Origin of the sequence: Oceanobacillus picturae, from assembly GCF_000612865.1 — a bacterium.
Taxonomy (GTDB): domain Bacteria; phylum Bacillota; class Bacilli; order Bacillales; family Amphibacillaceae; genus Oceanobacillus_B; species Oceanobacillus_B jordanicus.
Map to the genome: position 1 here is coordinate 669,221 of NZ_CCAX010000001.1, position 16,650 is coordinate 685,870.

18 protein-coding genes are annotated in these 16,650 nt (G+C 39.0%); 1 reads left to right on the top strand and 17 read right to left on the bottom strand.

Features of this window, described 5'->3' with window-relative positions:
- Positions 1 to 14 precede the first annotated feature (14 nt).
- The 16 genes from sucC to smc form a co-directional block, all read right to left on the bottom strand.
- The gene (gene sucC / locus BN988_RS03425; RefSeq protein ID WP_036573087.1) at positions 15 to 1,175 is read right to left on the bottom strand and encodes an ADP-forming succinate--CoA ligase subunit beta; all 1,161 of its coding nucleotides are present in this window, start codon (positions 1,173 to 1,175) and stop codon (positions 15 to 17) included.
- A 103-nt stretch (positions 1,176 to 1,278) separates the two neighbouring features.
- A complete protein-coding gene (locus BN988_RS03430; RefSeq protein WP_036573089.1) occupies positions 1,279 to 1,551 on the bottom strand; it encodes an EscU/YscU/HrcU family type III secretion system export apparatus switch protein in 273 nt (90 codons plus the stop codon).
- Positions 1,548 to 3,290, bottom strand: a complete 1,743-nt coding sequence (locus tag BN988_RS03435; RefSeq protein ID WP_036573090.1) for a hypothetical protein — start codon at positions 3,288 to 3,290, stop codon at positions 1,548 to 1,550. Before BN988_RS03435 ends, BN988_RS03430 begins: the two co-directional genes overlap by 4 nt.
- 12 nt (positions 3,291 to 3,302) lie before the next feature.
- Positions 3,303 to 4,076, bottom strand: a complete 774-nt coding sequence (locus BN988_RS03440) for a ribonuclease HII (RefSeq protein ID WP_036573092.1) — start codon at positions 4,074 to 4,076, stop codon at positions 3,303 to 3,305.
- Positions 4,077 to 4,253: 177 nt separating this feature from the next.
- On the bottom strand, positions 4,254 to 5,102 hold the full coding sequence (gene ylqF / locus BN988_RS03445) for a ribosome biogenesis GTPase YlqF (protein ID WP_036573094.1): 849 nt from the start codon (positions 5,100 to 5,102) through the stop codon (positions 4,254 to 4,256).
- A 7-nt stretch (positions 5,103 to 5,109) separates the two neighbouring features.
- Entirely contained in the window at positions 5,110 to 5,670 is a 561-nt protein-coding gene (lepB, locus tag BN988_RS03450) for a signal peptidase I (RefSeq protein WP_036573095.1), read from the bottom strand.
- A 192-nt stretch (positions 5,671 to 5,862) separates the two neighbouring features.
- Positions 5,863 to 6,207, bottom strand: coding sequence for a 50S ribosomal protein L19 (gene rplS, locus BN988_RS03455; protein ID WP_036573097.1), 345 nt, complete (start codon positions 6,205 to 6,207; stop codon positions 5,863 to 5,865).
- 150 nt (positions 6,208 to 6,357) lie between these two features.
- Positions 6,358 to 7,104 carry a tRNA (guanosine(37)-N1)-methyltransferase TrmD gene (gene trmD / locus BN988_RS03460; RefSeq protein ID WP_036573098.1) on the bottom strand — a complete coding sequence of 249 codons (747 nt, stop codon included), beginning with the start codon at positions 7,102 to 7,104 and terminating at the stop codon, positions 6,358 to 6,360.
- Positions 7,104 to 7,619: a ribosome maturation factor RimM gene (gene rimM, locus BN988_RS03465; RefSeq protein WP_036573099.1), complete on the bottom strand. Its 516-nt coding sequence runs from the start codon at positions 7,617 to 7,619 to the stop codon at positions 7,104 to 7,106. The genes trmD and rimM overlap by 1 nt, the downstream gene beginning before the upstream one ends.
- A gap of 12 nt (positions 7,620 to 7,631) precedes the next feature.
- On the bottom strand, positions 7,632 to 8,021 hold the full coding sequence (locus BN988_RS03470; RefSeq protein ID WP_036573100.1) for a YlqD family protein: 390 nt from the start codon (positions 8,019 to 8,021) through the stop codon (positions 7,632 to 7,634).
- 136 nt (positions 8,022 to 8,157) lie between these two features.
- Positions 8,158 to 8,385 carry a KH domain-containing protein gene (locus BN988_RS03475; RefSeq protein ID WP_036573101.1) on the bottom strand — a complete coding sequence of 76 codons (228 nt, stop codon included), beginning with the start codon at positions 8,383 to 8,385 and terminating at the stop codon, positions 8,158 to 8,160.
- Between the two features lie 14 nt (positions 8,386 to 8,399).
- Complete coding sequence (rpsP, locus tag BN988_RS03480; protein WP_036573102.1) at positions 8,400 to 8,669, bottom strand: 30S ribosomal protein S16; 270 nt, start codon at positions 8,667 to 8,669, stop codon at positions 8,400 to 8,402.
- A gap of 117 nt (positions 8,670 to 8,786) precedes the next feature.
- Complete coding sequence (gene ffh, locus BN988_RS03485; protein ID WP_036573104.1) at positions 8,787 to 10,130, bottom strand: signal recognition particle protein; 1,344 nt, start codon at positions 10,128 to 10,130, stop codon at positions 8,787 to 8,789.
- 13 nt (positions 10,131 to 10,143) lie between these two features.
- Complete coding sequence (locus BN988_RS03490) at positions 10,144 to 10,470, bottom strand: putative DNA-binding protein (RefSeq protein WP_036573105.1); 327 nt, start codon at positions 10,468 to 10,470, stop codon at positions 10,144 to 10,146.
- A 77-nt stretch (positions 10,471 to 10,547) separates the two neighbouring features.
- Complete coding sequence (gene ftsY / locus BN988_RS03495) at positions 10,548 to 11,543, bottom strand: signal recognition particle-docking protein FtsY (RefSeq protein WP_036573107.1); 996 nt, start codon at positions 11,541 to 11,543, stop codon at positions 10,548 to 10,550.
- 13 nt (positions 11,544 to 11,556) lie between these two features.
- A complete protein-coding gene (smc, locus tag BN988_RS03500; protein WP_036573108.1) occupies positions 11,557 to 15,123 on the bottom strand; it encodes a chromosome segregation protein SMC in 3,567 nt (1,188 codons plus the stop codon).
- A gap of 505 nt (positions 15,124 to 15,628) precedes the next feature.
- Here smc and BN988_RS03505 point away from each other — a divergent pair.
- Positions 15,629 to 15,853 carry a DUF1128 domain-containing protein gene (locus tag BN988_RS03505; RefSeq protein ID WP_036576309.1) on the top strand — a complete coding sequence of 75 codons (225 nt, stop codon included), beginning with the start codon at positions 15,629 to 15,631 and terminating at the stop codon, positions 15,851 to 15,853.
- A gap of 98 nt (positions 15,854 to 15,951) precedes the next feature.
- Here the strand turns inward: BN988_RS03505 and rnc are convergent, their stop codons facing one another.
- Positions 15,952 to 16,635 carry a ribonuclease III gene (gene rnc / locus BN988_RS03510; RefSeq protein ID WP_036573109.1) on the bottom strand — a complete coding sequence of 228 codons (684 nt, stop codon included), beginning with the start codon at positions 16,633 to 16,635 and terminating at the stop codon, positions 15,952 to 15,954.
- Positions 16,636 to 16,650: the final 15 nt, after the last annotated feature.

The following is a 16,650-nucleotide window of genomic DNA, read 5'->3' on the forward strand; positions in this document are numbered from 1 at the left end:
AAACTATTACGTTTTTATTTTACTAGAGAAACAATTTTCTCAGCGCCGTCTGCCATAGATCCAGCAGATGTAATATTTAAGCCTGATTCTTCGAGAATTTTCTTTCCTAATTCAACGTTTGTTCCTTCCAGACGAACAACAAGCGGAATTTCCAAACCAACTTGCTTAGTTGCTTCCACAACACCTTCAGCAATTACATCACATTTCATGATTCCACCGAAGATGTTAACAAAAATCCCTTTTACATTGGCATCAGATAAAATAATCTTAAATGCTTCTGTTACTTTCTCTGCTGTAGCGCCGCCCCCAACGTCAAGGAAGTTTGCGGGGTCTCCGCCATAATGTTTAATAATATCCATTGTAGACATAGCAAGTCCTGCACCGTTAACCATACAGCCAATATTCCCATTCAGCGAGATATAGCTAAGATCGTATTTGCTTGCCTCAATCTCTTTTTCATCTTCTTCATCTAGATCACGCAATTCCTGAATATCCTTTTGGCGGAATAAAGCGTTATCATCAAAGTTCAATTTAGCATCAAGGGCAAGGACTTCTCCATCGCCTGTTGTTACTAATGGATTAATTTCCGCGATGGAACAATCCTTTGCAACAAATGCTTCATAAAGCGCCATCATAAATTTCACAGCCTTGCCCATTAATTCATCTGGAATATTAATATTGAATGCAAGTCTACGAGCCTGATAGCCTGATAGTCCTACCACAGGGTCAATTACTTCTTTAAAAATCTTTTCTGGCGTAGCTTCTGCTACCTCTTCAATCTCAGTTCCACCTTCTTCAGATGCCATCATGACAACACGAGAAGTGGCACGGTCAAGAACCACACCGACATAATATTCTTTTTTAATATCGCAGCCCTCTTCAATAAGCAAGCGTTTTACTTCTTTACCTTCTGGGCCAGTTTGATGTGTTACTAATGTCTTTCCAAGTATCTCATCAGCGTATGTACGCACTTCATCCAAGCCTTTGGCAACTTTAACGCCGCCCGCTTTACCGCGGCCGCCGGCATGGATCTGAGCTTTTACTACTGTTACATCAGTACCTAGTTTTTCAGCCGCTTGTACAGCTTCATCAACTGTATAGGCAACATAACCATTAGGAACGTTTACACCATACTGACGCAAGACATCTTTGCCTTGATATTCATGAATGTTCATCCTTTATCCTCCCATCAAAATTCACTGCATTTCCATTGTATTAAAAAAAACGAACTTTCACAAGAATAATAGAATACTTGCAATTACAATCTTTGAAATGAAGTTACGTTTTATCCAATTTGCGGTCCACTCTATAGACGAAAGCAAACACTTCTGCGACTGCTTGGTATAATTCTTCCGGAATGGTTTCATTAATATTTAACTCTGCCAATATCTCTACCATGGAACTGTCTTCCATAATAGGTACATTGTGCTCTTCGGCCTTTTGTATGATCGCCTCAGCCCTCATTCCTTTGCCAGCAGCTGAAACGATTGGGGCAGTTCCTTTTTGCGAATCATAGGATAATGCGGCAGCTTTTTTTCTGTTTTCTGTCATATTCGAAAATCAACTCCTTGGTACGAGCTAGGATGTGATTGTTGTCGTTTTGACCCAGGTAATTCTTCTTCTCGAACAGGCTTAAACATCACACTTGATAAATGATAATCTAGTTCGTTTAGCCCTTTTTTTAAAACAGCCTGATAGTCTTTGGCTAAAGGTCTCAACTCTTCTTCACTTTGATTGTATATTGTAACGGATATATTTCTGTTTTGTACTGTCATATCAATAATCGTTTGATTTAAGTTAGTTAAATCCAAATAGAACAAAACCCGACAATGACTAGAATCTATTTCCCCATCTTCGGTTTTTCTCCCCTCAAACTCTAGCTGAAGATCTTTAGCTAATCCTAACTTTTCGCCCGGAAGTTGCAAACTAGCATACAAAAAATTACCCGTATCCTGCACAGATTGTAACTGAAGACCGTTAATAAAATGAAGGAGTTGTTTGCTTTGTTCAGTTGTATTGTTATTGTGGTCGCCCTGTTGCATGAGCTGTAGGAGCACACCTTTTAAAGAGGTTTGCTCCTGTATTACCTTATTTGCCAGATCATGCTCATACGAATATCCTGTGAACGAAAGCGTGTGTTTAAGATGCTGCAAGAATTGATCCTTTGGAGATGCTGCCATCAGTAGGTTTACATCTCGTAGCTGCTTCATTGTGACTTCTATGTTTTCCGGTGTAGCGGAAGCCGCGTTTTGCAAAAATTCATATACCTGTGATAAAGCATGCCGATTGTTTTGCAGCATAGAAGATGCTGGGTAGGTAGTATTCTTTGGCAGATATGGTAGTACCGACTGGGTAAACTGCTCCTTTAACCGGGAAAAAAGTTGGGTATCTAAGTTTCCTTCATTAGCAATGGACTCAGGTAAATTATGGAAACTATTTAAAAGAAGCTTTGCATTCTGCTGCAAAGTAGCTCTATCATCTATTACAGTTTGCAAATTCCGCAACTGTGCTTCTGAGAGTTGGAAAGGTATATTTATTTGTCTTCCACTTTGTTCAGTTGTAATATTCGCTTTCCATGTATCAAATGTTTGGGCAGGTTCAATCGTACCTGAAAGTTTCAGTAGGTGAAATAGATTCTGATTGTTTATTCTCTCCCCCATTAACTGGCTTTCTGTTGAAATGGCTGCATGATTGCTGACTAACTTTTGTAGATTTTGGCTTATGTTTGATTGGACATTAGCCTGATCTAATTCTGGCATAGCGCTTGCTAAACGACCTGAAAAGCTAGAATTGGCTACAGACTGAAGAGCTTCCAGCACATTTTTTGTAATGGGCAAACGATTTGAAATCATTTCTACAAGCATCTTTCCTGTCAGTTGTTTATCCTTGGAACTTTCAAGAAGATGCAAAGATTGTGTGAGTTGAGGTTTTTCAAATGGAATCTTCTTTGCGATAAGCTGTTGCAGAAAAACAATATTCCGCTTGGATGCCTTTAATCCAAGCTGTTGGAGCAGGTTAAGACTATTAAGATGGTCTTGCTGTTGTAATTGCTCCCCTATCACTTTTAATTGGATGACAGGATCTGTTGATTGCACCATAAAATGATACTTCCCACCAGCAGAGAGGGAAGCCTCTAATTGAGCAACCATTTTTTGCGATCCCAGCTGTATTTCAGCCTTATTTTCTGGATAGATCTTTAAAATACTACCCTTAATAACTTGTCCGGGTTTAATTGTATTCGGCGTTGGTTGAAGCACACGCAAACTTTGGCCTGTTTTTTGAATGCCCAATGGATTGTCCTCCTATTTCACTTCTACATTACCGACCGGTGCAAAAGATCTACGATGATATGGTGTTGCACCTTGATTGCTTAATGTCTCCATATGGTGTTTCGTTCCATAGCCCATGTTGGAAGCAAAATCATATGCAGGATAGCTCATATGTATCTCTTTCATAAAACGGTCCCTTGTTACCTTCGCTAGAATGCTGGCAGCTGCAATAGATATACTCTTCGAATCTCCTTTTATGATGGATTCAGATGGGCAACTTAGCTCTTTCAATGGCACAGCATCTACTAACACAAAATCGGCAATTGGATCCAATTGATTAATTGCGTCGTGCATAGCAAGCTTGGTTGCTTCATAAATATTCACGCTATCGATTACGTCATTATGAATAATCCCAATCCCATAGCTAATAGAATTATCTTTAATCACTTCATAATAAGCTTCTCTTGTAGACTCACTTAACTGCTTAGAATCATTCAAGCCTAGTAGCTTAAAGTCATGCGGCAAAACTACGGCAGCGGCAACAACTGGTCCTGCCAATGGGCCTCTTCCCACTTCATCTACTCCAGCTATGTTTACATAACCACTATTCCGGAGTTTAAGTTCGAATTCTGACATTGCTAAAAATTGTTGTTCTAATGCTTTCATTCTATCCTGCTTAACGTCATATCGTTTAAGCAATGTTTGAACGCCTTTGCGCTCATCCTGCCGCATTTCGGCTATCTTTTGCTCCGTTAGTTTATCTTCTTCAAATAACTGTTTTAGCAAAGCTATTGAATCTTTTTGCATACGTCTACCTGCTTTCTTCCTTATATCGGTTAATAAGAAGTAAAAATAAAACAAAATGCTATATTTCGAAACCTCAAAGCTGAAATAACTATTAACATAAAAATATAATTTTAGCTCTAACAAGATTGGTTGTTAACGGACAAATGAAAAAGACATGCATCCAGTAGATGTATGTCTCTATTCTTCAGGGTTCTCTAGTGTAATATTACCGAGTCTTCCTGTACGTAAGTCACGTATCACTAGATCTGACACTTTCTCAAAGTTAACGCTCCCGCCACTTTCCAAGGCTCCACGTTGTTTTCCTATCGCTTCAAAGATCTCCCACATATCCGTCATTTCACGGTCTATCGGATAGCGTTCCTCTAATCTTTCAGGATAATGTTTTTGTAGATAAGAAATCACAAAAGCGACGATATCCTGCATGGAAAGAAGCTGGTCTTTGATTGTACCTATTGCGGCTAATCTATATCCAACAAGCTCATCTTCGAATTTTGGCCATAAAATACCTGGTGTATCAAGTAACTCAAAATCTTTTTTTACTTTAATCCATAATTGTTGCTTCGTAACACCCGGTCTGTCACCTGTCTTAGCAATTTTCTTGTTGGCAAGTCGATTAATCAAGGTAGATTTACCAACGTTTGGTATCCCCACAATCATGGCTCTTGATGGACGCGGATGGATTCCTTTTTTAATAAGTTTATCCAGTTTTTCTTGTCCAAGATCTTTCGCAAGTTGAATCACTTTTTTTATATCTGATTTGTCATTTACATTAATTGCTATAGCGGGGATGGACTGTTCCTTAAAGTATGAGATCCATTCCTCAGTTTGGCGATTGTCTGCCAAATCCTTCTTCATAAGAACGACCATTTTTGACTTCTGTTGTAGAACTTGCTGAAGCATAGGATTTTGCGAGGATAGAGGCGCACGTGCATCCACTAGTTCCATGACAAAGTCAACGAGCTTTAATTTTTCTTCTACTTCCCGGCGCGCTTTTGCCATATGTCCGGGAAACCATTGTATTGTCATAATTATTCTACTCTCCCAATTTCATAATATCTATACGGTCAAACGGCCAGTATCGTACACTCGTTTTCCCTACAATTTGATCCATTGAAATCATTCCTAAAATACGGCTATCTGTTGAGTTCCCACGGTTATCACCTAATACTAAGACTTGGTCTTCTGGAATTGTTTTATATTCTCCCGGCAGTTCTTCCAGCTCAAAATCATTAGTTAGAATTTCATTGTTATATTCTGTTAAAAAAGGTTGCTCTACAGGTTGGTCATTAACATAAAGGACATTATCTCTTACGGCAATATGTTCCCCTGGTAGACCAATCACACGTTTTATGAAATCCTTTTGATCTGAAGCATGAAAAACGACAATTTCAAAACGTTCTGGATCACCAAAACGATAGCCAATTTTATTAACAATCATTTGATCCCGATCATGCAGTGTTGGGAGCATGGAAGGTCCATCCACTACAATAGGGGCAAACAAGAAGGTACGCACAATAAAAGCTAATCCAAAAGCTATTAAAAGAGCCTTCAGCCAATCCAACCACTCACTTTTTTTCTTTTTCTGCTTTCCCATCCAATCCCTCCATGCCAGGCAATCTACTATTAGTTTAATCCGACATTACGCTGATAATACAATATAAAGTTCATTTCATTCTATACTAGCATATATGTATAATCAAAATTTCATGTAAATAAGCAAAAAGGAGCTTGTGCATATTGCCAAGCTCCTTTCCAATGGTTTTTGTTACAACAGCTGTATTCAGCTTTAACGGCGTTCTTTAATACGTGCAGCTTTACCACGTAGATTACGTAGATAGTAAAGTTTAGCACGACGTACGATACCGCGACGAGAAACTTCGATTTTATCAATACGAGGGGAATGTACTGGAAAAGTACGTTCAACACCTACACCATAAGAAATTTTTCTTACAGTAAATGTTTCACTAATTCCACCGTTTTGACGTTTGATGACAACACCTTCGAATACCTGAATACGTTCACGAGTACCTTCCACAACTTTAACGTGGACTTTTAAAGTATCTCCTGGACGAAAATCTGGATGATCCGTACGAAGCTGATCTTTTGTAATGTCTTCAATTAGTTTTTGCATCCTGTTACACTCCTTCCAAACCAATGCTCTTTCTCAGTAAATGACAGCGGAACATCGTTTATAGTACAAAAAGTCGACACTTTTAGCACAAGATTAAATATACCATAACCTTAGGTATACTTCAAGTTGTTTTGCAGCAAATCTTTTAGATTATGACTCAGAGTTTTCTCCTAAGTCTAGTTGCTTTAAGTAGAGAGCTTCCTCTTTGGATAGAACCTTATCTTCAAGTAGCTCTTTTCGACGCTCATAGGTTCGTTTCAGCGCCTGCTGTTTTCTCCACACCTCAATTTTTGCATGATCACCAGACAATAAAACATCTGGAACCTTCATTCCTCTAAAATCAGCTGGTCTAGTGTAATGGGGATGCTCCAGTAACCCTGTTGAGAAGGAATCCTGCGGTGCCGACTCTTTGTTACCTAAAGCATCTGGGAGCAGGCGAATAACACTGTCCATCACTACCATGGCACCTAATTCACCACCAGTTAACACATAATCTCCTATGGAAATTTCATCTGTTACCAGGTGCTCTCGTATTCTTTCGTCAAATCCTTCATAATGCCCACATATAAAAACTAAATGATCTTCCTCAGCCAATTCTTCTGCCTTCTCTTGATTGTATGGTTCACCCTGTGGGCACATTAACACGACACGTGGCTTCGCAGTACTTTTGCTGGTAACGTCTTCCACCGCATCAAATAAAGGCTGTGGGGTGAGTACCATCCCAGCTCCTCCGCCATATGGATAATCATCTACCTTGTTATGTTTGTTCGTTGTGTAATCCCGAAAGTTAACAAGCTTGTAGGAAAACGTCTCCTTTTCATGCGCCCTTTGAAGAATAGAAGAGTGAAAGACCCCGTCAAACATTTCTGGGAAAAGTGTTAAAACATCGATATGCATTAATCAAGCAACCCTTCCATTGGCTCAATAACAACCTTTTTATTCTCAATGGAAACTTCTTTCACTACTTCATCGATGTATGGTATTAATAAATCTTTCTCTTTTGGACGCTTTATCACCCATACATCATTAGCACCAGGAGAGAGAATCTCTTTTACAACACCTAAGCTTTCGCCAGAAGCTGTCATGACGTCACATCCAATTATCTCGTGGTAATAATATTCGCCACTTTCCAGTTCGGTCAATTGCTCTTCTGTAATTTTGAGATAGCCCCCTTTGAAGTGCTCAACATCATTAATGTTTGCATATCCTTCAAACTGAAGCAGATCAAAACCTTTGTGGATTCGATGTGTAGCTATTGTTAGAGCAACCGGTGCTGCTTTCTCTTTTACTGCGTAAACCTGGTTTCCAACTGCAAAGCGTTCTTCAAAATCGCTAATCCTGACTACTTTTACTTCACCACGTATGCCATGTGTATTCACGATTTTTCCAATATTGTACATTTTTTGGCTCATTAGTATCACCTACTATTCGTCAATTCTGATTACCACATTATCTTTTATTATAATGGTTTTTTCTCCTATGATCTCATCCCAATGCGAGCCTTCGGAAACTTCAACAAGAGCTTCAACTTCTTTTTCTGTGATCTCACTGCCCAACTCCAACATCTCCAGTTGTTCCAGTTTAAAATCAGCAAGTTTAATTTTTTCTTTGCGATTATTTATTTCTTGTTGAAACCTGTGACTGACATCCTGTTTGGAAGCCCTCGATTTATTCTCAAATTTTCGCTGTTCAAACAACAGTTGTTGACACTCTTGTTCAAGCCGCATTTTATGATTATAGAAGTTAGTCTGCAATGTTTCCTTGCTTTTTTCTGTGACTACTTGCTTCACAATAACTTTCGTAATAATTTTCACAATTTATCCTCACTCTCAAAAATGATCTTTTGTTCAGAAAATCCTGAGGTGTTAAGAAAAGCGTAACGCGCCTGCTATTAGGGTCCACACGTATACTTCCTTACATGTGTAAAAAGGGAAAGGTTCCCCTTTCCCTTTACATAATATCCAAATAAATACGTTTCTTAGCGTCTGTCTTTGCAGCGTAGACTACTGTGCGTATCGCTTTGGCAATACGTCCGTTCTTGCCGATAACCTTTCCGACATCATCCGGGTGAACAGTTAAATGATAAACCAGCTTGGCCTCTTCTTCTGTCTCCGTTATCTTAATATCGTCAGGATGATCTACCAATGACGAAACGATTGATTCAATTAGGGCTTTCATGATATCACACTACTTTACTGATTTTTCTGTTCGTGGAATTTCTTCATGATGCCTTCATTTGAAAATAGGTTACGTACTGTATCACTTGGTTTTGCCCCATTAGTCATCCAGCTAAGTGCTTTCTCTTCATCGATTTTCACTTCAACCGGGTTTACAACAGGATTATATGTTCCAATTTGCTCAATTTGACGTCCGTCACGAGGAGAACGTGAATCAGCTACAACGATACGATAGAAAGGATTTCTTTTTGATCCCATACGCTTTAAACGAATTTTAACAGCCATTTATTTTGCACCTCCAAATATTAATGTTTTACACAATTTTAGATTCTATCAGAAACAATGAAGTCTGTAAAGTGTTTTTACATTACAATGTAAAATTCCTTATAAATAAGGCGTTTTTTACATAAACGGGAACTTCATCCCTTTACCTTTTTTCCCTTTTTGCATGTTTGTCATTTGTTTCATCATTTTTTTCATTTCATCAAACTGTTTAAGCAATCGGTTTACCTGGGAAACAGAAGTACCAGAACCTTTTGCAATTCTTTTTTTGCGACTTGCGTTCATCAGACTTGGGTCCTGACGCTCTTTTTTTGTCATAGACTGAATGATTGCTTCTACATGAGAAAGTTGTTTCTCATCAAGTTGTGCGTTTTTCAGTCCTTTCATTTTGCTAGCTCCAGGAATCATAGCCATTAAGTCATCTAATGGTCCCATATTTTTGACCTGTCCCATTTGTTCAAGAAAATCATCGAAGGTAAAGGACATTGTCCGCATTTTTTCTTCTAATTCCTTCGCCTGCTTTTCGTCTACATTGGTTTGCGCTTTCTCGATTAAGGATAATACATCACCCATTCCAAGAATTCGCGATGCCATTCGTTCAGGGTGGAATGCTTCCAGCTGGTCTAGTTTCTCCCCCATCCCGGCAAACTTAATAGGCTTATCTGTTACGGCTTTAATAGAGAGGGCTGCACCACCTCTAGTATCACCATCTAGCTTCGTTAACACGACACCTGATAAATCAAGCTGTTCATTAAAGCTTTCTGCAACATTAACAGCATCTTGACCAGTCATGGAATCGACTACGAGAAAGATTTCATCTGGCTTTACATTTGCTTTAATTTCTTGCAGCTCATCCATAAGTTCATTGTCAACATGTAAACGACCTGCTGTATCAATGATCACATAATCATGATGCTCTTCCCTAGCCTTTTCAATAGCTTTTGTCGCAATATCAACAGGATTAGCCTCTGTTCCCATGGAGAATACAGGCATAGTTAATTGCTCTCCGAGTGTTTCTAATTGCTTAATCGCTGCAGGACGATAAACGTCACATGCAACAAGTAATGGGGAGCGGTTATGCTTTTTACGTAGTAGGTTTGCTAGCTTCCCAGTAGTTGTTGTTTTACCTGCACCTTGAAGTCCCACCATCATAATAACAGTCGGAGCCCGGTCAGCTACCGCAATTTTACTGTTTTCTCCACCCATTAATTCCGTAAGTTCTTCTTTAACGACCTTAATAACTTGTTGTCCAGGAGTCAGGCTGTCCATTACTTCTTGTCCAATTGCCCGTTCTTTAATGCGCTTTATTAAATCCTTGACTACTTTGAAGTTAACATCTGCCTCTAATAAAGCAAGACGAACCTCACGTGTCATTTCTTTTACATCCTGCTCACTAACTTTCCCTTTACCTGTAATCTTCTTTATCGTACTCTGCAGGCGGTCGGCCAGTCCTTCAAATGCCATAGAGGGTGTCCTCCTAATCTAATTCTTTTAGTTGATTCAATTTATCAAAAAATAGCTTCTCTTCTTTATTTACAATAACCGACTCTAATTCTTTGATTAAAGTAAGCCGCTGTTGGAACTTTTCATATAAGTGAAGCTTTTCTTCATATGTTTCTAACATGGATTCGGTTCTCTTAATATTATCATAAACTGCTTGTCTGGAAACCTCTGCTTCTTCAGAGATTTCTCCAAGCGAATAGTCTTCTAGATAGTACATCTCCATATAATTTCGTTGCTTTTGGGTCAGTAATGCCTGATAAAAATCAAATAAATAATTCATTCGCGTTGTTTTTTCCAGCATAAGGCACTTCCCTTGTTAAGTGAATTTGCTTTACATTCCATGATATCGAAGTATTGCCGGAATTGTCAAGCCATCTTCTATTCTGTTTCTTCAAGCATATCCGCAAATAAACCATAAACAAACGCGTGAGCATTAAATTCTTGAAGATCGTCTATTTTTTCACCAAGACCTACATACTTCACAGGAATATTGAGTTCTTTACGGATCGCTAACACAATTCCACCCTTTGCAGTACCATCCAATTTAGTAAGAACAATACCGGACACATTTGTTGCTTCAGAGAATGTCTTCGCTTGGTTAAGTGCATTCTGACCTGTTGTCGCATCAAGAACAAGGAGTACTTCATGGGGCGCATTTGGTACTTCTCGCTCGATCACACGTTTCACTTTAGAAAGCTCATTCATTAAGTTGATCTTATTTTGTAGCCTACCCGCTGTATCACATATTAGGACATCTGCATTTTTAGCCTTCGCTGATTTTATGCCATCAAAGATAACGGCTGCAGGGTCACTTCCTGCCCCTTGCTTAATGACATCTACGCCTGCTCGTTCTCCCCATACTTCCAGTTGTTCAATCGCACCTGCACGAAACGTATCCCCTGCAGCTAGAACAACCTTTTTGCCTTGTGACTTTAACTGATTCGCGAGTTTGCCGATGGAAGTGGTCTTTCCAGCCCCGTTCACACCAACGACCAAAATAACAGAAAGATCTTCTTCATCTAGTTTTAAGCCCTCAATCTTTTCGTCATCATCACCGTAATAAATTTCGACAAGCTTTTCAGAGATGACTTCCTTAATATCCTTTGTATCTTTAATGTTTTGTCGCTTTACTTCCATTTTAAGTTCTTCCACCAGATCCATAACAGTGGTTACACCTACGTCTGCAGAAATAAGAACCTCCTCAAGCTCCTCAAAAAAGTCCTCATCTACTTTTCGATAACGTGCAATTAAATCATTAATTTTCCCCGAAAAGGTTTGGCGTGATTTTTTCATTCCCTCTTTATATTTCGTAGAGACTTCTTCTGCGTTCTCGTCTTGTTTAAAGCGGTTTTTTAATTTATCCATAAAACCCATGATTGTAACCCCCTTATGATTTAACTAATGCTTTCGTATCCTCAAGCCGGACAGAAACCAGTCTAGAGACGCCTGATTCCTGCATGGTAACACCATACAACACATCGGCTTCCTCCATTGTACCCTGACGATGTGTAATCACGATGAATTGCGTGTTCTTACTATAATGATTTACGTATTTTGCGAAACGGGCGACATTTGCTTCATCCAAGGCTGCCTCTACTTCATCCAATACACAGAAAGGAACAGGACGCACCCTTAGAATAGCAAATAATAAAGCAATAGCAGTTAACGCCCTTTCACCACCAGATAATAAACCAAGGTGTTGGAGTTTCTTACCAGGTGGTTGCGCGATAATGTCCACCCCTGTATCCAACAAATTTTTTGGATCTGTTAACTTCAATTCAGCATTGCCTCCACCGAATAACTGGCGGAACACCTCAGTAAACTCTGCTTTAATTTTGGAAAACGTATCGTCAAAACGTTTTTTCATCTCCTCATCCATTTCTGCAATAACTGCATATAGCGTTTGTTTAGCCTCCACAAGGTCTGCCTGCTGATCTGTTAAAAAGGAATAGCGTTCTGAAATTCGTTCATACTCTTCAATTGCTCCTAGGTTTACCGTGCCCAGTCGATCAATTTCCTGTTTTAATTGCTGTACATTTGCTTTGGCTGCTTCCATATCCACTGCCTTCTCATATGATGCCTGCGCTTTTTCGAATGTAATGGTATATTCTGTCTGTAAATGAGAAAGGCGATTTTCTAAATCAACATCAACTCGGTTAACTTTCACTTCCAGTTCATTTATCCGCTTTACCTGCCCTTGATGTGCATAATTCTCTTCTTTCAGCTCTTTATCCTTTTCCTGCAGTAATTGTGTACGTCTTAGACGTGCAGAACGCTCTGTTTGTATATCGGCTGTGAGGCTTTGTTTTTCTTCGCTTTTTCGTTCAATTGTGGTTTCAATCTCTTGTTCACTTTCCTCTGACAGCTCGTATTCCAATAAGTCATTTAGTTCGCCAGCATAACGGTCGTACTGCTGCTTTGCTTCAGATAATTGCTTTTCAACGCTGTCTGACTTCTCCCGCTGATTTTTCAACCGCTCTTCCTGCTCAGCTAACAGTACTTGTTTTTCATGAAGCTCTTGTTGCAACTCCCCATGATTTTCTTTCATAATGGCTTCTTTGCTTGATAGCTGATCGATTTCCGACTGTATGTTTTCTAATGCGCTCTTTATCTGTGTCAATTCTTCTGTTAGCTTTTCTTCTCGTTTCCGGAAATGCTCTGTATCCTCATTGAATTGTTGTTTGTCTTGATCATAAATCGTTAAGTTGTCATCCAGCGTTTCTTTTTTTAATTGCAATTCACGTAACTGAGCATGTGTCTCCTGCAATTGTCTCTGCTTTTGGGATAACTCCTCTTCTTTACTAGGAAGTTTCTTTTCAAGCTTAGCAACGTTTGCTTTTTGTTCTGCAACCTGCTTTTCAAATGCAATGGTTTTCTCCTGGAAAGCAGTTAGTTTTTCTGTCATTTCTTGTAAATCTTGTTCTCGGGAGAAAAGGGATTGGTTCGTCTTCTTCTGTGCACCACCTGACATGGAACCCCCAGGATTTACTACATCACCTTCCAACGTCACAATACGGTACCTACGCATAACCTGTTGGGCAATGTCATTAGCATCTTTTAACGTATTCGCTATAATAACGTGCCCCATCAAGTGGTTAACTGCACGCTGATATGCAGGGTCTGTCGAAACAAGCTGCGAGGCAACCCCAATAAAACCAGGATGATTCTCTATTTTTGTTAACAGATCCTTTGAAACAAAGCGTTCTTGAATAGACTCCATTGGAAGAAAAGTAGCACGGCCATTATTTGTTTGTTTAAGCCAGGAGATTGCTCTTCGGGCAGCTTGGTCATGCTGAACCACAATATGTTGTGATTGCCCTCCTAATACTGTTTCCATTGCTGTAATATATTTCTTAGGCACATCAACAAGCTCTATTACCGCACCGTGAATATCTTGTAACTGTTTCTCTTCGCGCGCTTTTAAAACTGCTTTTACGCCTTGGAAAAAGCCTTGGAAATCTTCCTTCATTTCCTCAAGCATTTCTTTTTTTGATTTCAATTTTTCAATATACTGATACCCTTGATAAAGCTTTGTCTGCTGTTCTTGAAACGTGTTTCTTGCGTTTCGTAGCTCTGTCTTAATTGATTCGATTTCCGCTTTATGATCTTTGACGTCTTTTTCTTGTTTTTGATAGTCGGCTTCATATACTTCTAAACTGCTAAGCAGTTCTTGCCGTGATTTAACAAGGTCTTGAAATTTCCCATCCTGCTTATCCTTTTTGCCGTTCATTTGTTGCATCTGTTGGGCAATGGATTGTTTTTCATTACGTTTTGCTGCTTGCTTGTTAAGATACTCGATGTATTCTGATTTTAAGTCCTCAATTTTTTCTGCTATGTCCTCTTGGTTTGTTGTTAAATCCTTTTCTAACTGTTTAACACGTTTCAGCGTTTCTTTTCGCAATTCCTGTAGCTCATGCAAACTTTTTCGTTCTACAACCAATTGATCATGCAATGTCCCAACACGAGTAGAGGACTCTTGTTTTTGTGCTTCTAGTTTTTCTTTATTCTCAGAAAAATGCTTCGATCTCTCAAAGAGGAGCTGCTTTTTCCCTTCATTCTTCTCAAGCTCTTCTGTAGCAGAAAGAAGCTGGGCTTGCATTTTTTCAATTTTGTTGTCCAACCGGTTTATTGCCTGTTGTTCTTCCTCCATTGCAGCCTCTTTTTGCTGAATGTTTCGTTTCATTTCCGACTCGATACGTTTGTCCTTTTCTACGTCATCCAGCAGATGTTGCCACTCATTATGCAGGTTTTCAATCTCGGTAATTAGAAAGGCAATTTCTTCTTGTTTTAGCTTTTCTTTTAAACTCACATATCTTTCTGCCTTATCTGCCTGAGCCTTTAATGGGTTTACTTGTTGCTCTATTTCATGAATAATATCTTCTACACGATTAAGATTCTCCTGCGTTTCAGCCAGTTTGTATTCTGCTTTTTTCTTTCTTTGTTTGTACTTAAGTACACCTGCAGCCTCTTCGAAGATAGTACGTCTTTCTTCCGCCTTAGAGCTCAATATTTCTTCCACTTTCCCCTGGCTAATGATAGAAAAGGCTTCCCTACCAAGTCCTGAATCCATAAACAGATCAACAATATCCTTTAACCTACAGGCTTGTTTATTCATGTAAAATTCACTATCCCCTGATCGGTAAACCCTTCTCGTAACACTTACTTCCTCATAATCAACCGGCAATGCTTGGTCCTGATTATCAAGGACCAGGGTTACCTCTGCGACGTTCAATGCCTTTCTAGAATCACTACCTTGAAAAATAATATCTTCCATTTTTGATCCGCGCAGTGATTTAGCTGATTGTTCGCCCAGTACCCAGCGAATCGCATCTGTTATATTACTTTTCCCGCTGCCGTTTGGCCCTACTACTGCCGTAACTCCTGGAACAAAGTCCACAGAGATTCGTTCAGCAAATGACTTAAAGCCAACACTTTCCAGCCTTTTTAAATACATATACATTCTCCTATTTGAAAAACCGGGTAAAAGGTACATGGGAAGGTTTTTAGAAACACTGATATTCGTATTCGATGTTTACATTTTTACCAGTTTATAAAGTCAAACTCCTTGTCCCCTATGCTTCCAACAGTTTTACTGTCTTATCTACCGGCTTTTCGTCCTCTTTATTGAACACGTACATTTATATAAAACACTATTACGTTACTTCTTAAAAATTTATCATTGCTTTCTGTTTTCAATCGATTTTTGGCTACAAATAATTCCCACTATAGTGCCGTCTACCAGAATAGCGAAAGCGTCTTTTATATGCTTGTCATGTTATTATGTAGTTTTTTACCGCATTTATTTTACCACAATCATAGCATACTGACATGTTTAGAAGGAAAAAAAGGATAATGTTCGAATGTTCATTCATAAGATAATCGCAATCTTTGTACTTCCATATGTTCAATTATGTTATGATAAAAAGAAAATGAGATTATTATTTATACGGGGTGTTATTATGAATTTAGAAAATCCAAGTAAAGAGAATATGTCTTACATTCTAGAGCAATTAGGCGAACGGCTTGATGTAGTGAACCGGACAATTTTAGATCCGGAAGATTATGATTTAAATAAATATGATGAGCTTAAACTGATGTACGAGATCGTCGTCCAAAAAGGCCGTCTAAGTGCTTCAGAGGCACAGGCGTTTATAGAAGAATTACGTTCCGTAAGAAAGAACTAATAAACCGGATAAAGGCTGTGAGCAAATAAATCTCACAGCCTTTTCAAATTGTATAAAAGTGCAAAGAATGTGCTTCCTTGACCTACCTTTGCATTATATTATGGTTGATATTTGTCTAAGGCTGCCTTTGCTGCCCTTTGCTCGGCTTCTTTCTTCGTTCTTCCCTTACCTGTACCTGTAACCTTTTCACTTATTTGTACTTCGGCTAAAAATTCCCTGTCATGGGAAGGCCCTGTTTCATCAATAATCCTATAGGTAATCGTTTGATGTCTATATTGCTGTACAAGCTCTTGTAGCTGGCTCTTATAATCCATCGCATGCGAAAAAGCACCTGTAGTGATCTTTGGAAACACATGACGTTCCAAAAAGGCTAATGCCTCTGAATAGCCTTTATCCAAATAAAGGGCTCCCAGAAATGCTTCAAAAACGTCTGCTAGTAAGGCAGGTCGTTCTCTTCCACCAGTTTGTTCTTCCCCTTTGCCAAGACGAATGAACTTACCAAAATCTAAATCCCTCGCAAAATTTACTAAGGATGGCTCACAAACAATTGCTGCTCGGAGCTTTGTCATTTCTCCTTCTGGCATTTCTGCATTCTCGTTAAAAAGATACTGTGATACACCAAGTTCGAGTACTGCATCACCCAAAAATTCCAAACGTTCGTTATCTACAACCGTTTCATTACGATGCTCATTCACATAAGATGAATGTGTAAAGGCTTGTTTAATCAGCTCATGATTGTCAAACCGTATAGCTAATTCTTTTTCTAATTGCTGAATTTCCACTGTTTTTCACCCCCT

Coding starts and splice junctions, on each gene's coding strand:
- BN988_RS03430 (WP_036573089.1), bottom strand. CDS start 1,551: ATGACAGAAAACAGAAAAAAAGCTGCCGCATTATCCTATGATTCGCAA.
- ffh (WP_036573104.1), bottom strand. CDS start 10,130: ATGGCATTTGAAGGACTGGCCGACCGCCTGCAGAGTACGATAAAGAAG.
- rpsP (WP_036573102.1), bottom strand. CDS start 8,669: ATGGCTGTTAAAATTCGTTTAAAGCGTATGGGATCAAAAAGAAATCCT.
- lepB (WP_036573095.1), bottom strand. CDS start 5,670: ATGGGAAAGCAGAAAAAGAAAAAAAGTGAGTGGTTGGATTGGCTGAAG.
- BN988_RS03475 (WP_036573101.1), bottom strand. CDS start 8,385: ATGAAAGCCCTAATTGAATCAATCGTTTCGTCATTGGTAGATCATCCT.
- smc (WP_036573108.1), bottom strand. CDS start 15,123: ATGTATTTAAAAAGGCTGGAAAGTGTTGGCTTTAAGTCATTTGCTGAA.
- rimM (WP_036573099.1), bottom strand. CDS start 7,619: ATGAGCCAAAAAATGTACAATATTGGAAAAATCGTGAATACACATGGC.
- BN988_RS03505 (WP_036576309.1), top strand. CDS start 15,629: ATGAATTTAGAAAATCCAAGTAAAGAGAATATGTCTTACATTCTAGAG.
- BN988_RS03440 (WP_036573092.1), bottom strand. CDS start 4,076: ATGCAAAAAGATTCAATAGCTTTGCTAAAACAGTTATTTGAAGAAGAT.
- rplS (WP_036573097.1), bottom strand. CDS start 6,207: ATGCAAAAACTAATTGAAGACATTACAAAAGATCAGCTTCGTACGGAT.
- ftsY (WP_036573107.1), bottom strand. CDS start 11,543: ATGGGTTTTATGGATAAATTAAAAAACCGCTTTAAACAAGACGAGAAC.
- ylqF (WP_036573094.1), bottom strand. CDS start 5,102: ATGACAATACAATGGTTTCCCGGACATATGGCAAAAGCGCGCCGGGAA.
- BN988_RS03490 (WP_036573105.1), bottom strand. CDS start 10,470: ATGCTGGAAAAAACAACGCGAATGAATTATTTATTTGATTTTTATCAG.
- sucC (WP_036573087.1), bottom strand. CDS start 1,175: ATGAACATTCATGAATATCAAGGCAAAGATGTCTTGCGTCAGTATGGT.
- trmD (WP_036573098.1), bottom strand. CDS start 7,104: ATGCATATCGATGTTTTAACACTTTTCCCAGAAATGTTTGACGGGGTC.